This is a genomic window from Corynebacterium freiburgense (genome assembly GCF_030408815.1).
Taxonomy (GTDB): Bacteria; Actinomycetota; Actinomycetes; order Mycobacteriales; family Mycobacteriaceae; genus Corynebacterium; species Corynebacterium freiburgense.
In genome coordinates this window covers 2,105,697-2,131,922 of sequence record NZ_CP047355.1, presented here as the reverse complement: position 1 = coordinate 2,131,922, position 26,226 = coordinate 2,105,697, and the positions used below count along the sequence as shown (strand labels likewise).

Genomic DNA, 26,226 nt, shown 5'->3' with positions numbered 1-26,226 from the left:
GGCTTATTCCACCCGACTATTCGCACTATACCGTCGTACCATGAGTGAGCATATGAAGCCGAGGGCGATGAATGCGACGGTTACGTACAGGGTTATTCGTGTAGCGTCTGCGAATCCTTGGACGAGTGTTGTTACGTCCATGTGTTGACGCATGCCGGTGAGTGCTGCACCACCTGAAGCGATCACGGCGTCGGCACCCGGGCCGGAGACGTAAGCTTTCAGGGCCCAGGATAGTACGGTGCCCATGATTGCTGTTCCTAAGGCGGAGCCGATCTGCCGGATTGTCGACTGTGCAGCCGCCGCCTGGCCGGAGTTTTTCGCCGGAACGTCGCCAAGTACCAGGCTGGTGAGTTGCGCGCTGGCCAAGCCGAGCCCCACGCCGTAGATCACGAGTGCAAACGCCACCAGCCAAAGTTGCTGGTCTGCACGTTCTTCGGCGGCGAGTTGTAAGGCACCAAACACTTCAAGGACTAACCCCAGCATGACCACTCCTGACGGGCCGATCGCGGCGGCTAAATGCCTGGCCATGGCCCCGGAAAGAAACGCCCCGACGGCCATCGCTGCAAGCACCGCGCCCGCCGTCAGTGTGGACAGGTTCATACCGGAAATCAGGAATAGCGGCAGTACAAATACCAACCCGAATTCACCGATGGCCACCATCATTGCCGTGAGGTTTCCCCAGGTAAAGGTGGCTACTTGCAGCATGGAGAGGTCGAGAAGCACGGCCTTTTGTTGTTGCAGACGTAAGCGCTCCCAGACAATAAACGCCAGCAACACCAGGCAGGAGAGTACAGTAATGGTGATGTCCTTTTGGATAATCCCATGAACAAGTCCACCGAAACCAACGGCAGACAGGACTAGACCAATCCAGTCGAAACCCGGGGTGGCATCACCGCGCGTATTCGGCACAATGCGCAGCGCAACAATCATCAATAGCAGGCCCAGTGGCACGTTCACCCAGAAAATCCAACGCCAATGCGCCCATTGTGTGATCATTCCTCCAGCCAACGGCCCAACCGCCGCGGCACCAGAAATAACGGCACCCCACACGCCAAACGCGGAGGCGCGATCCTTGCCCCGGAACAACGCGTTCACGGTGGAAAGAGTCGAAGGCAAAATCAACGCACCACCAATACCCTGGATAATCCGACCGCCAATCAGTGCCCACGCGGTGGTAGAAAGCGCGGCGAGTACGGATCCAGCCAGGAAAAACCCCAAACCAGCCACAAACGTATGTTTGCGACCCACACGATCCCCCAACCGTCCCGAAGCAAGCAGCAACGCCGCCAACACCGTGTTATACAGCGCCGTCACGCGCTGCGCATCCACCAAACTCAACTCAAGCTCATGCATAATCGACGGCATCGACACACCAACAATCGTCGCATCCAGCACAATAAGCGAAAGCCCAGTAGCGAGGATGACAAGCACCCACCATTTATGTGTTTGCTGCGTATTCACGGTGGCAACAGTGTTCATACTTCCCGATAGTGCCCCTTCAATTAGACACTCACATCAGCGAAAAGATGGAACAACACTCCACCACCACCATCCTCCTAACGGATGCCACAACACCCAACTTCAGATCCCAAACCCTCCACGTGCTTATCGACGCCGCGGAAAGCTCCTTCAACCAGTGGGTTACTGGATTGAGATACTTGTGTCGTAAATGTCGATTACTCCTTGGTGGGGTTCTTTGATAACGAGTCATTGAACTGCTGGACTTTAACGTGGTGTCTTGGCAGGCTGGTCAGAAGAGGAGAGGAGGATCCAATGGCAGTTGATAAGATCTCTGCGCGTGAATGGTTAATTCAGCGTCATGGTGCGTATATTGCTGATGATTGGAAGTTAGCTGAGTTGTCATTGAATTCCCTCATGGATCAACTCGATCAGAATGACACTGGTCTCAGTGCAGAACAAGCGATGGCGGTAGCCTTGGCGGAGGTATTGAAAAACCAAAAACATCGCAAGGACGTAACGACGACCACCGAGTGAAGCAAAACCGTTTTTCTCACCTGTAAAGCCAGATCTGGCCTTGCAAAGACAAGTGATGATGGTCCACCCCTGGGATCAGCGACACCATCAATGATGGAAACAAAATAGCTAGTCAGTACATGATCACTATGCGGGACTTGATTCTTGATCCATTATCCGTGTTACAGAAACTTGATGCCGCCCCTGCACGCAGCGTTTAAGATACGCATTTAATTTCCGTCAACCTATCCCACATGCTCTAATATCCCCATGCCTCTTATCTCCACTAACCACCCGATTCGTATTGCCCGGCCGACTCGCTCGTTGCAGGTAGCTGAGCGTTTTTGGTGTGAGGGTGTTGGCCTTGAGGTGCTTTGGCGTACTGGTACGGATGCGGTCGGGGGTCACGCGTTGTTGATGGTTGGCGTCCCCGGCGCCTCCTGGCATCTGGAGCTTGTCCAGGATCCCGCTGCTTTGGACGCAAATCCACCCGGCCCGGAAGATCTGTTGGTGGTCTACCGCGGGCACCAGGTCGATCCCGCAGAACTGCGCCTTCTCGAACAGGCTGGCGGCCAGGTTGTCAAGGCCCGCAACCCGTATTGGGATGAATACGGTGTAACAATCCAGGACCCAGACGGTTATCTTCTGGTCCTTTCCCACCGCACCTGGGGCTAGACCGCGCTTCCCGCAGCCCCGGCGACATGTCTAAAAGCTGAATTAATAAGTGAACCGCTCAGTCTTATTTGGCTTGGTCACGTCACGGAATGCTTGGGGTATCAGCGCAGAGTATCTGCGTCGCTTAACACCACAAGCTCTAGGTTTAGTGCTCACGACTATCCTTGTTGCTGATCATTTTTTGGTGTGCCAGCATTACTTCGCCGATGTATGTTTTGTGCTCACTGGGTGAGTACCGTGAGCGGAGTAAGCAGAGTATAGCCGAGGCATACGTACTCAACGAGAAGTGCTTGAGAGGCTTTGTGTTTATATCCCCGATTATCAAAAAGGCAACCCGAATCAGCTGGATTTTGATGCTGAAGTAATCGCGAAAGCAGTTCAACGGGCGTCCAGTAAAGTGAATTCCCTTCCTTACCAAAGCGATGAACGTGAAGCTATTGCCGGTGCATGGACTACTGTCCATTTACTTGTAGATAAACTACAGAACGCTATCGCACGGTTAACTCTTTAAAGTTACCGACGCCGCGGAAAGCTTGGGTAGTAGTACTCATAATCCTTCTTGCAGTTCATCGTATTTTTGCCGTTCCAACATTACTTCACACGTGTATATTTCTGCCCATTCGGTGAGTGCCGCCAGGGGGACAAGCAGGGTTTTACCGAGGGGTGTTAATTCGTACATTACTCGTGGTGGGATTTCGGCGTACTTCTCACGGGGGACGATGCCGCCTCGTTCCAGTGCACGCAATGTGTCTGTGCGGACTTTGCCGCTAATGCCTTCAAATCTCGTCTTGCTATCTCCGAAGCGGAGTTTAGCCTCAGCGATGGTGACGATCATTGCTGTCCACTTGTTCGCAATCCGTGCGAGTGGTTCTGTTACGTTCTTCGTGACAGAACCATCAGGTTAAACCTGTAAAAGTCTTTGTTGTATTTGGGATATTTGGACGAAAGTGGCAGGAAAGTCCAGTTCTGTAAAACCCACAGCAGCTGAATGGTCCTTATGGTTAGTGCTGTGTTGTCAACGCAACCGTGTTGAGTATAAAATGGCAAACAACTATAAAGTGTTTTATTGCCTTGTGAACCATCCAAATCTACGGCAAAAGAAAACGTGATGTATGAAATGAAATATTTTGGAGGTATATAAAACGTCAAAATTTTAGACTTTTCAAGTAGCGAAATTTATAAATTGCCAAGCACTTTAAAATAATTATCGCAATCAAAAGCTAGAACTGGAATGAGGTATCGGTGATCACGTTTTCCACAAACACCACCAATTTTAAAGCGTTGATGGCCAGCAGCAAGTATAACGTCCCAATCTACCAGCGAAAATATAGCTGGAGATTAAAAGTAGAAGTTGAAGATTTTTGGAATGATTTGAAATCCGCACAGAAAGAAGAGGCGTATTTCATGGGGATCATAATCTTGACTGCGCATGATTCAGATTATCAAGATATAGTCGATGGTCAGCAAAGGTTAATTTCACTCAGCTTATTAGCAAATGCTATACGTTTACTTGCTGTTGTGGAAAAGAAACCACTAATTAAGCGCTCGATACGAGATAGTTTGTTAATTGGCCCTGACTATCAAAAAGATCAGGAAGTGCCAAGGCTTAAACTTAATGATGAAAAAGATTTACAAGTATATGATCAACTTTTAAGTCTTGACAAACCGGAATGGCCTTCAGGAAATGATCTTTCGAATCATCCAATGGTAAGTGCGCAGCGCTATTTATATGAACAATTAAAAGTTGAGATAGATAATGGACCCTCTTTCGCGTTAAGTGATTGGGCTAAATTTTTAACTGAAAAAGTTTATTTATCAGCGTTCGTAAACGATGATCTAGTGTCTGCTTATAAAGTATTTGAGGTAGTCAATGCCCGCGGCAGGAATTTGACACCTTATGATATAATTAAAGCATACGTCCTCGGGTCATTAAATCAATTAAATGAAGAAGAAATTCGAGAAAATAAACTAACTGATAAGTGGATTAAAATACAAGAAAAATTTGAAGCCATTGGCGCGGAGGATCAACTAACACATTTTATCAGGCATATATTAATATTGCGGCATGGCTACATACTGCCTCGAGATTTATATAAGATAGTGATTAAGTACTATCCAGGCGAAAAAGTATCACAATTAATTGAGCTGTTGTACGAACATCTAGATAGATATTTAGGTTTGATAGATCCCTCGTTGGTAGACAATAGCGCGCCAAGCAATTTTGTTAGAATTAGCGCGATTCTTGACCAATTAAACTTTTCAACAATTCGCCCAATCGTAATCGCAATATCATATGATGAGCAGGCAGATTTCTACTTAGAAGAACTTTCTAAAATCGTTATCACCCGCATGGTGGTGGGGATGTTTGGGACCGGCAGCATTGAAGCGAAGTTTGCAAAAGCAGCTCAAAATATTTTCCAATCAGAACATTCGAAAATTGATAAAGCCATTGATTCTCTTAAAGAACTTAAACCTTCCAAAGAACAGTTTGTCGAGAGATTAAAGGCAAGACCACTTCAGCGAAAGCTTGCGACAGTTGTGCGTTTATCAGCGTTGCAGGAAAGTTGCTTGCCAGACGTCGATGCGTTTCTACATATTGTGATGAGAAATGTTTCCATAAAAAATAACTTATCAAGCAATCAAAGTTCTTTAACCGAACAGTATAAACTTTTACGAAACATAGGCAACACTATTTTGCTAAAAACAGAGAATCGTCCCTACGGGTCGACTGATGTAGCTAAGACAGCTGAACATTTCAAAAAGCATATTTACCATCGCGAAATTGTTAATTTCGATGATTTGAAATGTTGGGACGTCGAGTCTATTAACCAAAAGATGGAACAAATTGTGAAAGAATGTTCTAAAACTTGGTATGGAGAAGAATATGAATTCTGAAGGGTTATTGGATATTAAAAAGACGGATTTTAATGATGCATTCGTCGGCGAATTGGTGGAAGAAGTCGGTTCGAATGTCGGTTTAGTTGATTCGATTGAAGATTTGATTAAAAAGGTTGACTCTCCTGGCCTTAGTACATCTGATTGGAAACGGTTATGTGAAAAAATTAAAGAGCGGAAATTTAAGCGTTGCAATATAATACTTTCGACGGACACTAATATATTAAAACAGCTTTATTATTATCAAGAATCTAATTTAAAATATTTGATTTCTAACTTTTTAGAGTTGCCCAAAAATGCAGAGGTCTCAGAGTCGACCATAATTACAATTTTTCCTGGTCAAGCCTATGTTGAATTTTGTAATAATTACCGCGCCTTCTCTAAAGAAAGTTTAAACAAGTATAAAGTGCTGTTTAAAAAAATGGTAAAAGAATGCGAAAATTTCGAAAAAGAAATTGATGAGTTAATCAATATTGGATTTATTTCACGCAATGACATTACCAATTTTAAAGAAAAAGTTGACGAATGGGATGGCTCCATTGACCAAGAGTACCCAATTCATGAGAATCGTCCTACGGACTATTGGTCACAAATCTTCGGAAATGATTTGTTCGTCAGCTTTGTGCCTCGCAGTCGTTTTATGGAAATTGCTAAGTCGCGTTTTTCCTGCAAAATTCCTCCTGGATGGGAAGATTATAAAACCAAAAATGAACAAGGATTTGGCGATTTTTTTTGTTGGTTGGATTTGATCGGCGGAGTTAGAAGTTTGGATTATTCAAAAAAAGTCGATAGTTGCGAAGAAAATTTAGATGTCGTTTTATTTCTCTCAAACGATACCAAAGCGGATTGGAATATGGGTGAAAAAATACATCCTTACTTAAGCGCAGAGTTTAAGTCACTTACTAAGTTTGATATTGTCAAAATGACCGATAAGCAATTTATCAAATTTGTAAAACAATTGCAAGAATATATTAATGAACAACGACAAAATTCATTAAAGTGAAGCGAATTTTCCGAGCTTAGTGATAAAGTATATTGAAATTTTGCAATCAAGTATTTTTTGGTTGGGATTGGTGTTGGTTTTGACGATTTTTCGTTAGTCTAGTCTTAGACCTCGTGCGATCTCCTTGTAGCAAAAGGCGTCAGCTATGAGATGGCAGATGTGATTAATGCCTCCGCCTCGATATTGTTCGTTGGTTGGGTTTGATTATCTGTCGTTGAAGTTGTTACGAAACAGCAAAACATCAATATTCTGCTCAAAGAAAAAGGTGGCGCGTGAGCGTAAAACCTTCCGATTGCTCATAGGACCGATCGATAGTGCCTGTAACAGCCAAATACCGCATAGAAGGCCCGTGAATGGGTCGGGTGGTTGACTCTAGCGATTTGGACGAAGATACGACTTGGGGTGGTCATCTCAGTAGAAGACCTAATTATTGGCGTCGAGACTTTCGCACGAACTGATGCGTATAACGTGCGGATTCATTATTTATCTGCAAAGACGATGAATTCACAGGTTTAACGTTTTTGCGAGTATAGTAAGTTATAGGAAGGGTTGATGTGTTATTCTGTCACAGATCCATCCTGCAAAAACTCGTAAAAGTCTTTGTCATCTTTGGGGGAGCGAGAAACTATCATGCAAACTACTATATGGGTTTTGTTATCGTTATAATAAAGGAACGCGATGGACGCCGACGTTAGCGTTCTATCACGTTTACTTGCGCTCTAAATAACCCACTCCATATCACTCAAATCGTGAAAGATATAAGGTTAAAATCCTGTATGAGTTTTCGTAATTTTAGATCGATTAGTAGGTCCTGTAACTCTCTCTTCAAATAGTAAATTAGAGATTTGAAATCTTTTATAGAGTCGTTTCCTTTAATTTCTAATTTGGAAATAAAATTTTATGCTTTTAGGGCTGCTTAGGTTGGCAATACCGTAACCAGATCGTAACGCTCAAAGATTATGCATTCAAAAAATATTACGATCATCAAAATTATTTTCATTAAAAAGTTTATTTAAATTTTGAAGTGGATGGTCGCCAGCTTTTCCTGGGGAAAAGGCGCCTACGTTGCTTTGATTGATATTTTCAACGAGCCATTTGTCGGGAGTTAAGACCCAGGAGTGAAGTGCGGTCGGGTGACAGGAGGTGGGTCCGAAAAGCTGATTCATTTCAGTTTGAAGTATTTTGTTTGGTGCTTTACATAGAAAACAGCTGAGCTCGTTCAAAAATAATTTGTTAATTTCAACGATTAATTCTTTAAGGAGTCTGGTTGGATTTTCTGATTAAATACATTTTTCCAAGAAAGTATTGCTGACGTCTGGCTTTATCAACAGTGCCGTCTGGGGTGACATTATATGTCGGCCAACGGCGGCGTTCGTCATTTGGTGGTGTGTACCCTAAATCGCGGAGATAACCCAACACTAGATCTCATTAGCTCGTTTAAATATTCGTGATGCACAAATTGTAACAGCTACTCTTGATTCCGTAGCTTTGTACATAGAGGGTCGAGATAGATAACTATTCGATAGTCCCCGGGAAAAGGAAACCATTGTCATATGATAACCTGCCGTCGAGGTATTATTTAAATAATTGCTGGAAGCTGAGAAATTTTAATTAAGAATAATTTCGAGCCCCGATCGGTAACTTAGATGATGTAATGTGGATAATTTTGAAGAATAATTGGGAATCTAATTTTCCTGGCAACTCATCCGCCATATTTCCGCCGTTATGATAAATGCTATTCAAATCTCCCGTCCAACCTTTTCGGTTGAAATAGAGGTGGCATATCTTGATAAGTGAAAGTTCCATAATGGTAGCGATGGGTGTGTTGAATTTGTTGTTCTTTTTTGCCTAATACGTTGTAGTTAAATTGCATATTTAATTGTGTTTAGTTGATTTAAAAAGTGTTTAGTTCTGCAAATCGAATTTTAGTTGACGAAATTTCGTAATTGGAGGCATGGAGAGTAAGCTTTTTTCGCCGTCCGATGCTGTGTAGCCCCATTCGTTATTAACGGAATAAGCGTTCCACGTCATAGTTTTGGGCGCGGAACTCCTCAAGCTTTATTCGTTTGCGTCCTGTTTTAGAGTCTGCGGTCGACGAAAAATTGATGTCCGTTTATATACTGTGTGTTTCGCCTAATAATTTCTTGACCGAAGGAGAGCCACTCTTTGATTGTTAGCTAGCCAGATGATGATTGTCCAGAATTTAAGGTTGTTCTGTGGGGAGCCTACTTAACGAGCCGGAAGAGGGTTTTAATTCCTCGTTGTAAGTTTTTTGATTCATTTTTATATTCGCCCTTTTGACTTTGGTTGATGTGATATAAACATGGTTGAGATGTACATATTATATCTATATTGAGTTTTTGGAATTGACTTTCGGCATCAACTCCGACCTTTCCCCACTCACAGTAACCATTAAAGCATCCCTAGCTCGCGATGCGGCAACGTACAGTAGCGCCCGTTCTCGTAGGATTTGGTCTGCTGTTTCGGCTTCTCCGAGTCCTTGGAGTTGGTGTCGTTGTGGCACTGACTTTGCATTGATGCCCATGAGTATGACGTGGGTGAATTCGAGGCCTTTGGCGTTGTGCATGGTCATGACGCTGATGGGGGTGTTATCGGTGGTTTGTGTTTTGCGTGTTGTGGAGCCTTGGAGTTCGTGTTCTTCGAGCCCGGCGATGATTTGTTTGATTGCGTAGGTGGATCGGGTGAGTATGCCGATGTGTGCGTTTGGGTTTTCGGCGGTCCAGTGTTTGATTTGGTTGGCGGCTGCTGCGATTTCTTGGTTGAGGTTTGTTACTTCAACGATGAGTGGTTCTGGTCCGGATCGTGCGGATCGATATCCGGTGATGCTGTCTTCTTCATTGGTGGAGGAGATCCATTGTTGGCCTTCGAGGATGCGTACGGCGTATTCGAGGGTTTCTTTGGTGGTGCGGTAATTGAGTGTGAGTTTTCGTGATGCTCCACCCAGGGTCGATATTCCGAAGTGGCTTAGGGTTAGTCGTTGTCCGTAGATGCGTTGGTGTGCGTCTTCGGCGAGGAAGATGTCGTTGGGGCCGGGGGCTACGCATGCGCGGAGGAATTTCCAGTGTCCGGCGTGGAAGTCTTGGGCTTCGTCGATTAGGACGTGGTCGAATAGTCTTTGTTGTTCGGGTGCTGCACCTACTTGCGTAACCAACCCATCCGGATTCGTGTTGGATATTGTTGCTCGGCGTTCTAGGATGTGTGCGGCGATGGCTGCGAGTGTGGGGAATGTGGCGCGGCCAAGGGTGGAGCATTTGCGCCGGAATGCGGAGATGATGTTCCACATGTCTTTTCGTGCTGTTCGGCTGAGTGGTGTGCCTCGTCCGGGGCGCGGGACTTTCAAATATTCTTTCTGGTCTTTAATGCCGTTCGCGAGCACTACGGCTTCGTATTCTTGTGCCAGGAATGTTGGGTGTGTGAGTTCTGGGGAGAGTTTGGTTTCTACGAATCCGAGGCATTCTTCCCAGAGTTGTTGTTCAGTTTGGTTATCTAATGCTTGGAGTCGGTATGTTTCGGGGCTTCCGAGGACGGCTTCGTTTGCGTCTCTGATTGCTTCGGCGCTGGCGTGTTTGATTATGTGTGCGATAAGGGCGTCGATACCTGAGATCCAGAGTCCGGGGGCGCCGGGTTTGCTCGCGGCGGTGTACTCGGGGTTGAGTACGTTCATGTGTGAGGTGAGGGAGTCGGCGAGGCTGCGGGTGTAGGTGGTTAATAGCACACGTTTGCGGCCGTCTGCGGCGAGTCGATTGGCGCGGTGTAGTGTCACCACGGTTTTTCCGGTGCCGGCGCCTCCGGTGACGCGGGCGGATCCGGAGTAGTTGGCGTTGATTACGTGCTGCTGTTCGGGATGAACAAAGATTCGCCAAGCGTTGAAGTCGCCTTGGCTAATAATTGCTTCTAAGTCTTCTTGGTTTGCGTCGTATTTGAACTCCAGTGCGGCTGCCGGGTGTTGGAGACCTTCGATGATTCTTTCGTCATCACGTTCGGTATCACCCTGAGTGTCACCCGCACCAACTCCGGTTTCAATACTTAAAGAATCCCGAACTTCATTAATGGTGTATCCGGCTAACAGTCCAGTGAGGGCATCACGTTCCCATGCTGGTGATAGCGCGAATTCAGTTTCTATATCATCTTCATGCCCAAGCTCGAACACATGATTGGCCGTGGCTGGGGTGACGCCCAATTCGTTTTGCAGTGCTTCTGGTGTGATACCAGCATTTCGCAATACTTCACCCGGTGTAAATTTCTTCGGTTTCGCTATTACTTTCGGGCGTTTAACGACGTCCCGTGGCGGCACCGTTTCCTCAATAAGTTGCGTAATGCCGTTAATGGGGTTGATTTCAAGGCGAATCCGCTCGGCTTTAACGTATGCGTCATCGTGGTTAAGGACGTCAACGAGTACAAAATGTTGTTTGCCTTTTGCGGTGAGTTCGAACATAACGGCGCGGTACTGATCGTTGACGCGGCCCGTGCGTACTCGGGGGTCGCGGCAGTTTTGCACTGGCTCGATATGTAGCCCCGGCAGAGTGGGATCTTGTACAAGTTTTTGAATGAAATTGAAGACTTTCGCGTACAGGCTGCCGTCAACTTTGAGTGCCTTATGGAGGGAAAACTCTGCCATGGTGCTATGTGGACTCCTTTAGTGCGGCAAAAGCTTCTGGAAGTTGGTCGGGTTGGAAGTCTTCTGGTGAAATAATAGTCCATGCGTCCGCAAGGAGTGGCGCTTCCAGCTCTTTATCTCGTTCGAAAACAAAAGCGATTTTTGGACCTTCCCATACGGCAACCGAAGCAATACTGGAAAGTTCTTCGCCATAGCTATCGGGAACACGGACTTTTTCTAGCGCGAGCGACAAAATGCATTCAAGAACTTCAGGTTCGTCCTCGAATTCATTGCGAATTTCTTGCCAATCTTGCGAGATAGACTGCTTATCCGCAACCACATCTGGCTTAGCAATCACATCTTCGATCAGGGCACTCGCCGTCACGTCCGTATGCACCGTAACAAACGCACCGCGGGCATAATACAAGTTCGATAGTGCAAGGAATTCATTCCACATGACCTGGTCAATTCCGCGGGAGGTATCAAAAAGTAATTCGGCCCGTGAGTCCTTCCCAGAGTATGTTCCCGATATCGGGCCCAGTCCAGTAGACCGGATTTGTTCATCAACTTGTTCTGGGGAATTCATGGCCACATGCACGGCTGCTGCATGGGAAATCTTGTCCCATGTGGTGGGGTTAGGGTCCTTCAGCCACGCAAGGAACTGCGTCATGGGGTCTTGTGTAATTAGGTTAATTTTGGTGCGCTCAAGGTTTAGCTGAGCAGCAAGTTGTGCTTGTAGCTGTGAATGAAACCATCGTGGTTCGGTTACGGTAGGAAGCTCGCGCTGTTTGCTGTGTTCTTGGATATCAGCCCAGGTGAGTGACCAAGGTTGAATGTTCCGTTCGAATAGTGTGTTGCGTTTTTCCACGTCGCCGTGCAGGCGTTCGTGCTCTTCTGAGATATGGTAAGTTGCGCCATCGAGATACAACGCGAGGTCAGGTATTTTTTGATCGTCGGTGGAGAAGTAGAAGTCAGGGATGGTGATGTGTAGGTTTTTTTGTTCCTGCATGCGCCATGTGTGTTTGCTGCCGGGGAATGTGAATTCCCATTCAGTAGCACTGCCACGTACGGATTCTTTTAGCTTGACATCTTGTTTTTCCAAGCTGGTGCGCAGCTCGTGGAAGAACATAGCTTCCAGGTGCGATCGTTGATCTATTTTGGGAGGGGTCGCTTCGATATCCCATGCGACACTAGGTACATGAATGTTCGGCTTGGGGTGCAGGTCATTGACCAAAAGTTTGTATAAGGCTGCTTCTGCGGCGGCGCGTGATGTTTTGTCCAGCGAATTGTATGCCGCGTAGGGGAGTAGGCAGTTTTCGCAGCAAAGTAGGCCGTCGTTGGTGCACTTGCAGGAGCGGAGCCGCTGCCAGGATTTTTCCAGGAGTTCGCGAACTTTTTCGGGCTCAGCGAATTGGGATAAATATCCGGTTCCGCCGGGGACGTTATCGTGAAGCAGTAGGCCTTCAACGGGGTCGGCGTTATTGCCAGATTCGGAGTTTGGTTGCCCAAAAATCACTCGGGTTACGTCCAAATGATCGGGGTCGCCACCGAGTACTTCTTTAAACCCAAGTTTGAGCGCTGCGATAAGGGACGGCAGAGTGAGCGAATCAGCAACCGTAAGAAGTTTCGGCAGCAACAGGAAAATGCCTTGCGTGGTCAAAGTGCGACCGAGGGCGAAGGATACGGTGTCTTCTTCGCTTTTATTCCGGTAGTCACACCATGGAAGGTGGTCTTGCCATCGGTTTGAGCCTGCTTCGGAGTCTATATGCCCGCAGTGTTTACATACTTGGAACAATGGCACTTCAAGTTCACGGCCGCCAAAGATGCGTCGTTCACCAGCGCCTTTGCCAAGATTTAGCCAGTGTAGTGATACGCGGCGTAAATGTTGCACACCAAAGCCCGTGCTTAGGTACCAGGATTTCCCGAAGCCCTGCGGCTCTACCACTGCGGAAAACGTTGAATGATACTGAACCCTGCTGCGTTCATCGAGCGAATCGTTTATCGACGACCGCGAGTGCTCTACTTGTGCGGATGCTTTCTGTAGCGGTAGCACAGAAATAATTTGGTTTCTATCCGCAAAGTGCGCGTCGCCGCACACTGGGCAGAATGCGGGTCGGGGCGATTCATGGTCATCAGTATTGACCTTTACGGAGTATGAGCAACTAGGGCAGAATTGCCATTGCTCGATATTGCTGCCATGTTCACCGATTTCTACGGAATCGATTTTCGCGGCGATTCCTTGTGCATAGAACGTGCTTCCAGGAGCTAATTCGAAAAGTGCTTTGGAAACCCCACGGGTGTATTCTCTGCGCTCAGTTTCAAACTCGGCTGTGCCAGGTTGTTGCCGAGTGATGTTCAAATTGAGTTCAACAGAATCATCAAGCAGCGTGTAGTTTGGCAATAGTCCGTAGCGTTCCATTGCGGCAATCCAAGGTTCGCCATCGACCACGGTGCTTAACTGTTCCCTCGTATGATTTAGAGATGCTCGTGTTGAACGTTGCTGAGCCCGAATATCATCGTCGGTGCTGCTAGCCACCGCTTGTTGGGAGAGTTTGACGTGCCGTTTCTCAAGCTCATCTACGCGTTTCGTTAGCGCATTCCGTTCAGTTGCCCATGATTCACTGGCACGATGCAGATCATAGGTAAGGCTATGTCCTGGTGTTTCCGATGCGCTCCAGGTGCGTAATTCTTGCAAGACCTCATCATCAACATGCGGACGAAGAGTTTCGCAAAAAATATCTAATAAAGGCTCAATTCCCGCACTGATTGCCGTTTCGATTACTTGAGTAAGTGATTTACGGTGTGGCGAAACCTGGTAGACATGCTTGCTTGTGTGAAGAGTGGGCACCTGTTCGTCCAATGCCAATTGTTCGATCACAAAGGCGAGGAACTGTCGGTGCAGGATTTCTTCGGCAGAAAGAAATGCCACCGGAGGCTGAACGCTACCGGCAATCATGCTCAACGGATTACTGAGCTGGGGGAGTGCTTTACCACGGCCGCGCGCAAGCGCAAGAATAAGCGAATTTCCGGTCAAACGTCCCGCACGACCAACGCGTTGCACATAACTTGCAACAGTGCGTGGCATCGAGGACAGCACCACTGTAGAAAGGTCACCAATATCAATACCCATTTCCAACGTTGGCGTGGCAACAAGCACATTTGGTGCGTTCGCGGCAGTAGTGCCTTTGGATTTAAACTGCGATTCTAGTGCTAGCCTTTCCTCGTTCTTTAACAAGGATGTATGTTCCTTTGCGACGACCGTGCGTGGCTCTGTGGAATTGTAAAGGCGCTGGTAGTAGTTTGGTTTCAGAGAAATTTCTCTAAGCTTTCCTTCACAACCAGTCGTGTGACAACACGTATCTCCCAATACTTCCCGGACGGAACGATCAACATTCAGCGTGGCATGACAAACATCACATTCCAATGTATGGGGATCTTTTTCAGCCCGAATAATAACGTGATCCGGGACAATCGAATATACGGTGTTTCCGGAATTTGTCGTTTTAGATTGAAGAACTCCTCGGTGTGTGAATTCATTTAATAAATGCATGACAGCAATCGCAGCATCGTGCCGAGAAATACCGAGGATTCGTGCTGTTAAATGCGCATAGAAACTATTTGGCCCGATTCTCATGGCGCCGTCATCCACCCGATGATTAAGGCTCCTTCGGCCAATTACAATCGGGAATTTCGGAGCACCGCCGCGTGGAAAACTAGGAATACCCTTTACCCGAGATTCGCGTTTATTCAAGTGATAGCTATTGCAATCATCCAATAAATACTGCTCAAACCAGTGATGATAAACGCCACCATGAAGACGAATCTGCTCAAGGATACTGCGTGCCCAGACACCGAGACTTGTTTCTGCAGCAAGCGGTAGTTGTATCCCTAATACTGCCGCATCGGCAGCATCGTGCAAGCTTAATTCCTCCGCCTCAACTTTCACGGTCAATGATCCAGTAGAGGTCAGTGAACGCGCGAGAATTGCGCGGTGCCCAAATTCCAATGTTGCATCAATACCTAAACGAGAGATAACGCTCGACAATGTTTTCTCTGTTTCACTTGATGCAGAATTAGAACGCCAGAAGTTTTCAAAATTCGGGTTATCAGTGAGGTCTGGGGGTAACAGTTCAAAACGTGATCGCAGACGATCACCAGCTAGCTCAACAAGGCGTTGCGGGATTTCAGCAAGTGTAGTTTCTTTTTCCGAAACCGCATTTCTAATAAAGGTGCGCAACGCAAATGTGCGAGCACGGTATTGCACAAACCCAGAGCGGTGAGCTGCATCCTGCACTGAATCTGCAAACACCAAGGTTTTCTTCTCTGCTTCATCGAGGTCAGATTGGCCGAAGAAATTAGATAACGCGACTGAAAGGAGCGTGGAAACAGACGCCCCCAAATAACCAATTGCATTACTTTCACCACAAGAAGGGCATACTTGTTCTACGGCCAGTTTCTCTTGATCCTGACCCGCATAGGTCAGCACAGGTATAGCACGGCCCAGGTTTTTTGCCTGCTCGCTAGGCTCAGCGCGGCTCAAACTCGGGGTATCAATGTTGAACCACATCACCTGAGATTGATCAGAGGCTTTCGCGTCGATTTCAAATGTCGTGTCCAACAGCGGACGCTGGCTTTCACGGGCAAATATAGAGTTTTTACGGATCTTTGGGCCAGAAATAATTGGTGCATCACCGCCTGGTTGCATACTCACCATCCAGCCTGAACGCCCGCAATTACGGCAATAACAGGCTGGCAACCAGGCAGTATCTTGTGTTTGTCCTTCTTCTTGTGGACCATCATCCGCCCAACGGAATCCAAACCCTTCCTCAGGCGGATTCAATGAGCGATCAATGCGGGAAAGCTCACGCACCCACATATGCAGCTCTACACCAGGAAGCTGTTTCGCCTTCCAGCCATGAGTACGGCCATACTCCGCACGAAGATACGACAATTCCGAAAGAACATGGCTTAAAAACTCAACTGCAGCACTTCTTTGTTTACGCAATACTGACTGGTCGAAGACGCGTTCAAGGAGAGTGTCTGGATTAGATTCGCTGCGATATTGAAACGGAATCGCGCTTGAATGTGCGTTTTCTAGCACCTTAGTAAACGCAGGATGCTGTGCAGTTAACGAGATCGCAGCTTGAATGTCATTCTCATCGCACTTAAAAGCATGTTTGCAAAAAACAGAATGCACAACTTGTGCATAATCCTTATGGGAAGTATCCAATTGTTCCGCAACTTCGGTGTTGATAAGCGGAATTAATGTGGAAATATCAAAAGTTTCTGGTACGTACTCAGCTTTCCCAAATTGCTCGGCTATGAGTTGTTGCCATTCGGACAGTGTCAGTGCTGTCTCCGTAACAACAGATTCTTGCTGAAATCGTTCTCCAAAAACAGTGAACGCAAAGTCGAGTATGGCATCAGGTTTATCTTTCGAACCCAATGTCGCCGAAGTTGCCACCGAAGTAACGTTTCCTAGCACTCGTTTCCGCGCTTCTTCAGTAAGCCAATCTTCGGGCTGGAAACGCTTAAGCATTAACCCTAAGCGCCGCAATAACAATGCGACATCTGTACCTTGTGCACCGTCATATGTGTGGAATTCGTCCAGCACAAGATACTGCAATGATTGCGCGGATTTTTCCCACAATTTACGATCCTGAGCGCGCAACAACAATTGGTCCAACATTTTGTAATTAGTCAACAAAATGTCGGGCGGATTCTCCCGCATGGAATTGCGATCTGTGATCAGCGAATCCTCGGTCATGCGAGTGCTTTTTGTTTGGCTAGCTTCGCCGGTGTAAAGACCAGCCGTAATAGACGCAAGACGAGGATCCTCATGAATCAAACTAGCTAGGCGTTTAGCTTGGTCATTAGCCAGTGCATTCATCGGATACAGGATAAGGGCTTTGATCCCCTCACCCTGGTTACGTACACAATGATCCAAAATCGGATACAAAAATGATTCGGTCTTACCCGAACCTGTCCCTGTGACCACAAGTGTTGGTTCGGGTCGTCTTGGTTTCCCATTGTGTTGGGAACAGAGTCGACGAAATGCATCTGCCTGGTGCTTATATGGCACAAACCAATCAGGGAGCCAACTCAACACGCCTTCCCAGTCAGTGGCGGTCGCGTATGGCAAACGAGTACGAACATATGGACCGCGGAACATCCCTACATCAGGATCAGTAAGGAACTTCGCTAATTGCTCCGCTAGGGTTTTATCCGCCAAGGAAAAACTTGTGGTCAGATACTCAGTAATGCCCTCATGAATGTGTGCCGCAGAATGCACAGGCAAAAGCATAGACATCGGGTACTACATCATTTCTTTGTACTTTGCGTACGCAGCACGCAAAGCTGCTTCACGATCAAACACAATAAAAGGATATTCGAATACATAAGTAACATTGGACTGAGGGTGCGTCCAAGTTCGAGCAGACTCACTAAGCCTGTCATCGTTTTTAAGTTTCGAATGCTCCTTCAAAATGCTCTTGGGAACCAACCGCCCATGAGCATCAAAATGATTTTCTTGATCATAACGCCGCATCACTGGGAATTGCGTGCGGTAAATCATACAAAGCTCATCAGCGGTGACATCGAGACAAAGAGCCACAATCGCATCAATCTCGGTTTGAGCTTTCTGACGTTCGAGAGCGTTGCGGATCGGTGTGTCCGGAGTCCATGTTTCGCCCGTGATCTCCTCCCAAAGAGGTGCATAAGCTGAGGTGAGGCAATTGAGATGTAGATAACGGTTATTGGCCTGAGGCCAAAGTGATTGTTTTGAACCCAAAGCCAAGACTTCGAAACTGGCACCGTAAAGATTCGATAATCCGCTTGAGCGAACTAGATAATCGTTTAGAAATGAGCTAGCAGCGGTAGCAGCAAATAGACTACAACTATCTAAAATAGGGCCAGCGGAATGAGCACCATGTACGTGTGTAGCTTTAGCCGGAACTAGTGATGGGTAAAACGTTCTGAAACCGGTTGTTGCCGCCATCGCGCGCCACGCCACCCGGTACGTCGAACTTACTGGGATTGGTTTACCGTCGATTTCCCATGAGCCGTACGCGGCGTCGTAATCTGGTTTTTCTTGACGGTCGGGCTGGTAGGCGGTTGCGGGGATGAAGTCAGCAGGCATTGCTTCAAGATCGACTTCCGTCCAATCTTGATTGTGCTTCATCGTTTCGTTCGGCTGTTTGATCATCGGCGTGGAAACACCGAGGTGAGGACCTTGAAGAATCACATCATTCCACGAGCTAGGGACTTCCCACTTGGAGTCGAAATAACCCTTCTTTTTATCGCCGGTTTCGTGCCAGCCTGCCGAGAATTGCAGGCCTAGGGTTTTCATTCGAGGTGCACGCGCAAGTTTTTCAAGGACTTTCGACGCCTCGGAATTCACCGTGTACACCATTCGTGTATGGAGCAACGGGGTATCTGGCTCCTCAAGAATAGAATTCCACACCTCAAGAGTGGACTCATCAACAGTAATAATCCGGTCACGGTGAGGACGAAGATCCCATTTACCGTCGTCAGTTTTGAATGCTGGCACGGGCCCACTTCCATCGTGCACGAGAGAATCTGCAAGTGTTTTAGGGTGATGTATACCTGAAGCCATTTGGAACTTTATGTTGTCTTTTGGCGCACCGTAGATTGCAATATCGAAATTTTTCTCGTTGGCGTCAATATCAAAAAGAGCTAACTTATTTGTTAGGTGCCAATTTTTGCGAAGTCGTTTATATGCAGCTGAGCGCAGTGATATTGCTTTGGCTTCTGTGAAATGTGATTTCGGGTGAATAAGGGAAATGACGCCACGAGGTGAAGCATTGTTCCAGGTGCGCGCCATGAATCCACGGTACAGATCAGGCTGTTGGCCCTGGAGGTGTGGATAGAGAGTGGGATCTGTGAGGATTTCGCTTGTTGCAACGACCTCAGTAATACCGCGAAGAAGAACTGCCCGTGCGTTTTGATGTTGAAGTGCGGTTTCTCGTCGTTCTTTCTTTTCTTTTTGTGTTGGCTTGTGGGCTAGGGAGAACCACGGATCAGTCTCTGAGAGGAGGGCGTCTACATCAGTACGAGGTCGTACCCATGGTGGGTTTCCTACCTGGAGATCGAAGCCACCTTTAGCCATGACTGCGGCGAAGTCGAGATCCCAGTGGAAGAAGTTTTGTGCGGCGGTGACTTCTTGCACGGTGCGGAGCCACGGGTGGGCGTCGAGAAGCTCTATTGATTTGAGTGCGCCCGAAACGAAACAGTCGGTTTCCTCGGCGGCGTTGATTTCGTCCCAGGTGGGTGCTTGGCCGAGTGCGTATTGTTGGGCGTTTTTCGCACTGGTTTTCGCGGTGGTGCCGACGATGCTTTGGAGGGTGCGAATCCATTCGTTGATGTCTGGTGGCGGGGTGGTGGCGTCGAGTGGCCAGAACCAGAGGGCGTGCCAGGAGTCCATGATAAGGCGGAGGCGTCGATAGGCGCCGTCGGCGTTATTGAACAGGTCTTTTTCGATATCTTTGCGGGTGACGTTCTTGGCGGTGTTTGTGGATTCGCGGCCCCAAATGCGAACGTCGCGACGCGCTTGGTCTTCTGCGAGCTCGGTGCGGATCAGGGCGAATTGCCACAGTTGTTCGACACGTGCGGCGATATCTTGCAATGCCTTGATTTGATGGTCAGTAAGCTTATTGCGGACGTTGAGTCGCCACTTTTTGAGGTCGGCAATTTCTTTTTTGGCAATGTCCTTTAGGTCTTTTGCCTCAGCGGCCGCGCCCCAGCCTTGGGAGGGCAGAAGGAATTGGTGAATCCTACCGGAGACAGTGATGTCTTTTTCGATGTTTGTAATGGCCTGCCTGAGTGAAGTGAGCGGATGATGTTTCGGCTCTTGGGTGAGGTAAGCCTTATTGCGGGTTTCGGCGACAGAATACGTTGAGCGGCGCGCACCGATTAGGGAATTACCGTGGCGGAGATGAAGACCAAACCATGGCGCTTGGAGCTCGGCGGTCATCGTGTCTAACCAGAGGGAAATTTCCGCAAGCTCAACGGCGGTTTTATTAAGGTCAACACCATGGATCTGGTGGAGGGCGATGTGAGCCTTGATTTTTTGGAGTTCAAGGGCGCGCTGTTCCGCCGGAATTTGCGTATCGAGCTCTTGTTGGCGCAGCTTAATATATAATTCCGCGAGTTGGTGGACTACCTCAACGGCGAAGGCGCCGGAACCCATTGCGGGTTCACAAACAGAAAGAGTGAGGACGTCTTCTGCTGTTTGAATGCGCCCGGAAGCTTGGAGTTCTTCGAGCGCCTGGCTGACAGTGAATTGTGTAAGGACCGCAGGGGTATAGAACGAAGCTGAGCGGGCACGGTCGCGGGACGATTGACGGAAAACGAAACTGCCTGGTGCATAGCGTCGGACTGCGTCTTTATCTATGCCGCCTTCTTCCGCTGCGCGAGGTGCTTTTACGAAATGCTTATTATCAATCTGATCAGCGATGTGTTGTGGCACCACCCACGAGCCCTTGGAAGCATCGCCATTAGGGGCGACTTCCAGCAAAGTTTCAGTAGCGATCGAGCCGGAGTAGGACATGAGCCCCTCATATACCTGGCCGAGTTCGGTAACGCCGAGGGTTGCGTATGAAATAAAGCCTCGGTCCCTGCCGGATTGCTCGCTGGACAGCAAGAGATTTTGCAGCACCTCATGGAGTGCTTGGTTGGATAGTTTTACCTGGTCTATTAGGTGGGTTGCTCTGGGTTGGAAAAGGTCCGCATTGAGGTTACGGAAACGCAGGCCCTCATCAGCTGCGCTTGAATCTACATTTGATTTTTTGGGGTTGTGCCCATTATTGATCAGTGTGAATAGGCGATCGAGGCTTTGGTAGAGATGGGTGCCTTGTTGCGCAGCCGGTGTACTTGGAGGTGAGAGAATAAGATCGCGGATACGGGAAAGGCCGTAGCCTTCGTCATATTCTGGGGTACCGGTGGGAAGAATATTGAGTTCTGGTGAAGACTCGGCAAATAGCAGGAACAAGATTCGGTACAGGTAACGGATTGCCTCTTTGGCTAGTTCATTGCCATCGATGTCGGAGGAATCTTTGTTCTGTTGAGCGAAGCGATCGAGAACATCAGTGCCGATAATCTCGATTGAATGCTTAATTGCCTGGCGGAGTTCGGCGGAAACTTTGATTGCATGTTCTAGTGATTCTTCGCGCACTTGTGTCCACCAAATAGAGCCGTCTGCACCTTGTTCGACGTGCTCACGGGCGAACATGGCAATAACCCGGCGGAGTTCGCCAGCGGCTTTCGTATCATTGCGTTCAAGTACGAGAGCGAGCTCTACAGCTAGATAACGACCCAGAGGCCAGGAATCCCGTTCAGCGAGAACTGCCCATTTTCCAGCGAGAATAATGATGTACGCCGGAGCAAGATTCGAAAGGAAAATATCACTCACCAATTGCTGAATTGTGAGGGAACCTGGTTTATCACCGATGAATACTGGGTGGAGGGGAGTAGTTGCGCCGAGCTCTTCATGGCTAGTGATGGAGGCGGCGTCAATAAGCAGTGCGGTATTGCAAAGCGAGCCGGTGAAGTGAATATCATCGCCTGCGCGTTCGGCGGTGAGCTCGGTGGGGGCAGTAAAACCGAAAGCTTGGCGGATAATATTGTGTAGCTCTGCCAGCTGAGTGACTGACTCATGATCAGACGTAGCGAAAGCCTGCTGCAATTGCCGTTGAAGGGCAGTAAAACGAGTCCACGGCGAAGTATTGGTATCAGCTTCCTCGGCTTTCCACTGCGTGTGGGCCGCTTTGACCTGCGCGGTGAAGTTCTTGCCTTTTTCATCGGTGGTGAAGTAGTGGTCACTAATCCACTCTTCAACATTTATGATGGAATCGAATGTAGCCATGGCCTAGATCAGGTTCTTTCGGTGTGGTGCGTTCGGGGTGATAAGAACGAGTGGGCGGATAAGCTGACGTTCTGGCGAAAGCGTGTTCAGGAGTTTGCGCTCGCGTTCAATAAGGTCGGAAGTCTTTTTCAGTGTTTGCGAAGCATGCGTAATACCTTTGCGCTGGTTTTCCCATTCCTGTTGCCGTTGTTTCCATATTTCGATGCGGTGATTGGCGTGAATCGTTGCGGCATCGATAACGAAATCTGTGTGGGATTCGGCTCCGCTTATGGCAATGGAGAGGAACGTGCCAATATCTTCAGGGACCTGGGCAAGCTGGCTATTAGACGCCGTTGTGCCGAGGCCAACGTGGTACAGCCATGTGTAGGGGTCTTCAAGTGGCTCGATATGCGCAAGTTCGAACTGCGCAGGTGAAGCGGTAAGAAACGAACGCGACACAATCTGGCCAAGGCTATTGGTGACAGTTGCCATCATTAACAATGTCAATTCTTCAACATTGCCAACGATTGCAGGCAGCTCGCGGCGAGGAAACTTGGCAAGAGCCCGTTCAGTTGCCCACGCGGTAACAGGATGCAGTGGGCCGAGAAAATGAGCGGATGGCCAAGAATGCTCCGAACCAGTTTGCAATGCCGCCTTAATTAATTCCTGGGCGCGTGATGGCGTAGTTGAAAGAAGAATCTTTTCCTTCACTTTGCGGTGCTGAACATAATCCTGCGGCAAAAAATCAAGACGGCGCTGCAGATCCTTCGGCGGCTTGAATGAAAGGATATGGTGCTCTTTTTCGTACTCGAGTGCGACGCCGTTTTTGGCAAGAGGAGCGGTTGCTTGTTCGAATGCTTCTGTGAGTGCGCTGGTAAGGAAATCCTTTTCGGTTGCGAAGAGGCTGGTGATTTGGGTTTGGGGGTGTTCAGAACTCGGGGCGTTGGTGGCGGGTTGTTCAGTGGCCGATGCTGTTGGCATTGCTGCCATGAGTTGCGCGATATCAAGCGCCACTCCGACAGTGTGAGTAGCATTTTCCAATACCTGTTCAGGAGTGAGAATCTGCTGATCAAAATCACGTGACTTCTGGAGAATGCTACGAATGACATCTTCTTCTCCCCTAACGTTGTGCTTGCCCATGAGCAGCGCAGCCTCGCCAAGTAATTTATTGGCGGCATGTTCACGTTCGATCAATCGAGCAAGCACCTTCATTTCGCCGGGGAAGTTCGTATCTTGGGGATCAAGAATTAGTGCGGCAATCTGCGGTTCGTGCTGTTGGCCATAACGATCAATACGGCCATTGCGCTGCTGGATACGGATCAGTGACCAGGGGATATCGTAATGAACGAGGTGATGGCATTTAGCGTGCAGGTTCACACCTTCGCTTGCGACATCGCCAGTAACCAGGATGCGCAACGGTGTATCTTCGCGGCGGAACTCATCAACAAGTTCCATTTGTTCGGTATCGGACAAGCCACCATGCATAACACGGATGGCACCTTTGGGGAGCTTAAGGTACTTTTCGAGATTTTGTTTAAGCCAATTGAGCGTGGCAACACGCTCAGAAAACACAACCGCACGAATATCTGAACCTTTCCGCACGCCGATAGTCTGGAGATAATCGACCAAAGCGGCGAATTTCTCGGATTTCTCGGCGGTAGTTGCCTCGGCTAATGACAGTAACTTTTGGAGTGCGTCGCGTTCGTGCTGAGTTGAGGCAGAGGGGGCGTCATTACGCCGTTTGAGACGACCCTCAACTGTTTCCTGCAGAGCCTTTGGTGATGAAAGGAACGCCTTGACCAGCGTCCATGGGAACAGTGTGTCTGAGCATGGTGGGCCGGAAGGAGAATTAGTCCAGGTTGCGTACAGCTCTTCAGCGATCGCGTTTTCCTCAGCACTCGCCTTGACAGCAATATTCTGAGGCTCGCCGCGTTTAGCCCACTGCGCGCCGACCACCTGAGCGACCTCAGGAGAATTGCGGTGACGGCGAATAATCAAACGTTTTGCCGCATTAGTGTCAATCTCGCCGTTCGGGAGAACCGAAGTGGGGTCAAGCAGACGCATAATCTCCCGAAACGATTCCGGGTCACCATTATGTGGCGTGGCAGAAGCAAGAATCAGTGCCTCTGTAGTTGGAGCAAGTGTTCGGGCGAGCTGATTATTTTGGGTGCCTAAGTTCGTGGCGTTATGAATCTCATCAATTACAACAGCATCCCATGTGACCTTTTCAAGCTGCGCACGGTACTTCGCGGACTTCAACGTATCCATAGAAACAATTACGCGTGGAAAATACGTAAACGGATTACGTGAAGCGGGGAGTTTTTGGCGAACTTTCTGGATACCTTGAGAGTCCAAGCGAACGAATGGGAGTGCGAAACGGGTCCACATTTCCTGCTGGAACTGCTCGAGCACATGTTTGGGAGTGACAATGAGGATGCGTTCGCCGCGCCCCCGACGAACGAGCTCCGACAAAATCATGCCAATCTCAAGAGTTTTGCCCAAGCCCACAGCATCCGCAAGAAGAATACGTGGACGAATATTGTCTTCCGACAAAGCCTTGCGCACAGCATCAAGCTGATAATCAAGCGGATCAAGGAGCATCTTTGTGGCAACCGACAACTCTGGCTGATACAGCGGAACCGGAGTCTGGCGAAGTGCCGCCTCAAGTTGAAGGCGGGTGCGCTGATAGTTACCGGTGGTATCGGGAGTGAAAATCACATCTGTGGGGTCAAAAACCGTGATTTCATCCAGTGCAGAGTAGAACGTTGCTGTGGTGTCACGGACGTAATCAGAAATGCCGCGAACCTTAACCTTCCAACCATCCTGCGACTTAGTGGAATGCGTAACCAGCCATTGCTCATCCCGAACCTCAACAATCATGCCAGGGGCGAAATTTTGATTGATTGAGGGGGAGCGGGGTGTAGCAGAATTGCTTGTTTGTGCAGATGAGGAGGAAGCAGGCATGAGGAAATGTTAACTGGATAACGGTGGGGGAGGGAACGTGAGGGTGTGAATGGAGGAGGGGTGGCGGGGGTTGGGGATCAGTAGGGGCCGATGAGCCGTGGTCAGCGATCTTGTTTTTGACTTCAGTTACCCTCTGTGGCGTCTTCGACAACGACCTCAATGACCTCATCAACGCTATCGAAATCATTGCTATCCAAGTGATCCCAGTTCTCGGGAGGGGAATCCAAGAGCTTCTTTGTCGAACGAATCACCATATAGCCGAATGTTGCATTTCCTCCAGCGCCGACAACGGCACCTAATGCCAGCGGCAATTGCTTACCCAAAACCAGCATGCCCTGCTTAGAACCGTATTTTGTAATAAAACGTGGGCCTAGTAACTTATTCGCCTTAGTGATCATTTCCATTGGAATCTTGTTAATGATCGTCTTACTCCAATAAGGAACAGTTTTCTTACCCAGAGCCTGTGTCACTGTTTTTGTGCCTGAATCTCCGAGGAGTGCCGTGAGGACGAGAAACCTACGGCGTTCAATATCCTCAACGTTTACGCCATAGATTTCCGCGAGTGCCAATACGTACAAGACTGAAGATTCTAAGAAAGCCGCAAAGTCTGCAAGAGCTACCGGAACTTGAACAACACCATTGGGGACGACCGACGCCAGCCCAGAGCCAGTTCCCGTAACAGTTATTGTTCCCAGATAGGTATTATTCAGGAACTTGACCAGCTCTTCGGGAGACTTTTCGGGGTGCACGCGACGCAAGCGTGCCACCATCTCGAGCGCAATCGGCTGTTGTGCCAGCAACGCCTTATCGAAACCACTAGCTGCCAGTTCCTTCAACGCGGCGGTATCGAACTTCTTCATAACCTTCGCTTGCTCAAAATTCAGCATATTTAAAACACCTCTGTGAAAGCTAAAACTACCCCGTACACTGCGAACACATAGATTTCGCCGATTTGCGATCTTATCCGTTGGTGAAGTTTTATCAATAGAGAGGGGGTAGTGAGGTTTTTGGCGTTTGGGTACGACTAGGAACGTGGAGTGCCTCGAGTACCTGGCTGAAGTTGAATTGTGTGAGGACCGCAATGTGTAGAGTGATGCTGCGCGGGTGCATCCGCGGAGTGCAGTTACGGAGTGTTTGTTCGCATGCTGATCATTCTTGCGTCGAAATATGGCTTATAATTACTTGGGCAGTGCAAAAGGAGTTTGTTTGGTCAGTTCGAAATTACCTTTGCTGAGG

At 48.3% G+C, this 26,226-nt stretch carries 12 protein-coding genes; 5 read left to right on the top strand and 7 right to left on the bottom strand.

Translation table 11 applies throughout. The features are described 5' to 3' along the window. Positions 1 to 3 precede the first annotated feature (3 nt). A complete protein-coding gene (locus tag CFREI_RS09590) occupies positions 4 to 1,479 on the bottom strand; it encodes an MFS transporter (protein WP_035111327.1) in 1,476 nt (491 codons plus the stop codon). A 294-nt stretch (positions 1,480 to 1,773) separates the two neighbouring features. Between CFREI_RS09590 and CFREI_RS09585 the strand changes: the two genes are divergently transcribed. From CFREI_RS09585 to CFREI_RS09575, 3 genes are all read left to right on the top strand, one after another. Next, positions 1,774 to 1,995: a hypothetical protein gene (locus CFREI_RS09585; RefSeq protein WP_027011826.1), complete on the top strand. Its 222-nt coding sequence runs from the start codon at positions 1,774 to 1,776 to the stop codon at positions 1,993 to 1,995. Positions 1,996 to 2,244: 249 nt separating this feature from the next. Continuing rightward, positions 2,245 to 2,649: a VOC family protein gene (locus CFREI_RS09580; RefSeq protein WP_027011827.1), complete on the top strand. Its 405-nt coding sequence runs from the start codon at positions 2,245 to 2,247 to the stop codon at positions 2,647 to 2,649. 286 nt (positions 2,650 to 2,935) lie between these two features. Then, positions 2,936 to 3,160 carry a hypothetical protein gene (locus CFREI_RS09575; protein WP_027011828.1) on the top strand — a complete coding sequence of 75 codons (225 nt, stop codon included), beginning with the start codon at positions 2,936 to 2,938 and terminating at the stop codon, positions 3,158 to 3,160. Positions 3,161 to 3,196: 36 nt separating this feature from the next. On the opposite strand, the gene CFREI_RS09570 is transcribed toward CFREI_RS09575, so the two are convergent. Further along, positions 3,197 to 3,484, bottom strand: a complete 288-nt coding sequence (locus CFREI_RS09570; RefSeq protein WP_084170639.1) for a winged helix-turn-helix transcriptional regulator — start codon at positions 3,482 to 3,484, stop codon at positions 3,197 to 3,199. Between the two features lie 407 nt (positions 3,485 to 3,891). On the opposite strand from CFREI_RS09570, the gene CFREI_RS09565 reads away from it, so the two are divergent. Both CFREI_RS09565 and CFREI_RS09560 read left to right on the top strand, forming a co-directional pair. Then, on the top strand, positions 3,892 to 5,544 hold the full coding sequence (locus CFREI_RS09565) for a DUF262 domain-containing protein (protein WP_027011829.1): 1,653 nt from the start codon (positions 3,892 to 3,894) through the stop codon (positions 5,542 to 5,544). Then, entirely contained in the window at positions 5,534 to 6,547 is a 1,014-nt protein-coding gene (locus CFREI_RS09560; RefSeq protein ID WP_027011830.1) for a PIN-like domain-containing protein, read from the top strand. The genes CFREI_RS09565 and CFREI_RS09560 overlap by 11 nt, the downstream gene beginning before the upstream one ends. A gap of 2,347 nt (positions 6,548 to 8,894) precedes the next feature. On the opposite strand, the gene CFREI_RS09555 is transcribed toward CFREI_RS09560, so the two are convergent. The 5 genes from CFREI_RS09555 to CFREI_RS09535 form a co-directional block, all read right to left on the bottom strand. Beyond that, the gene (locus CFREI_RS09555; protein WP_027011832.1) at positions 8,895 to 11,186 is read right to left on the bottom strand and encodes a 3'-5' exonuclease; all 2,292 of its coding nucleotides are present in this window, start codon (positions 11,184 to 11,186) and stop codon (positions 8,895 to 8,897) included. Positions 11,187 to 11,190: 4 nt separating this feature from the next. Next, positions 11,191 to 17,475, bottom strand: a complete 6,285-nt coding sequence (locus CFREI_RS09550) for a DEAD/DEAH box helicase (RefSeq protein ID WP_027011833.1) — start codon at positions 17,473 to 17,475, stop codon at positions 11,191 to 11,193. A gap of 6 nt (positions 17,476 to 17,481) precedes the next feature. Beyond that, positions 17,482 to 22,047 carry an Eco57I restriction-modification methylase domain-containing protein gene (locus CFREI_RS09545; RefSeq protein ID WP_027011834.1) on the bottom strand — a complete coding sequence of 1,522 codons (4,566 nt, stop codon included), beginning with the start codon at positions 22,045 to 22,047 and terminating at the stop codon, positions 17,482 to 17,484. Between the two features lie 3 nt (positions 22,048 to 22,050). Then, the gene (locus CFREI_RS09540) at positions 22,051 to 24,990 is read right to left on the bottom strand and encodes a DEAD/DEAH box helicase (RefSeq protein ID WP_084170640.1); all 2,940 of its coding nucleotides are present in this window, start codon (positions 24,988 to 24,990) and stop codon (positions 22,051 to 22,053) included. A 122-nt stretch (positions 24,991 to 25,112) separates the two neighbouring features. Continuing rightward, on the bottom strand, positions 25,113 to 25,877 hold the full coding sequence (locus CFREI_RS09535; protein ID WP_240483177.1) for a hypothetical protein: 765 nt from the start codon (positions 25,875 to 25,877) through the stop codon (positions 25,113 to 25,115). Positions 25,878 to 26,226: the final 349 nt, after the last annotated feature.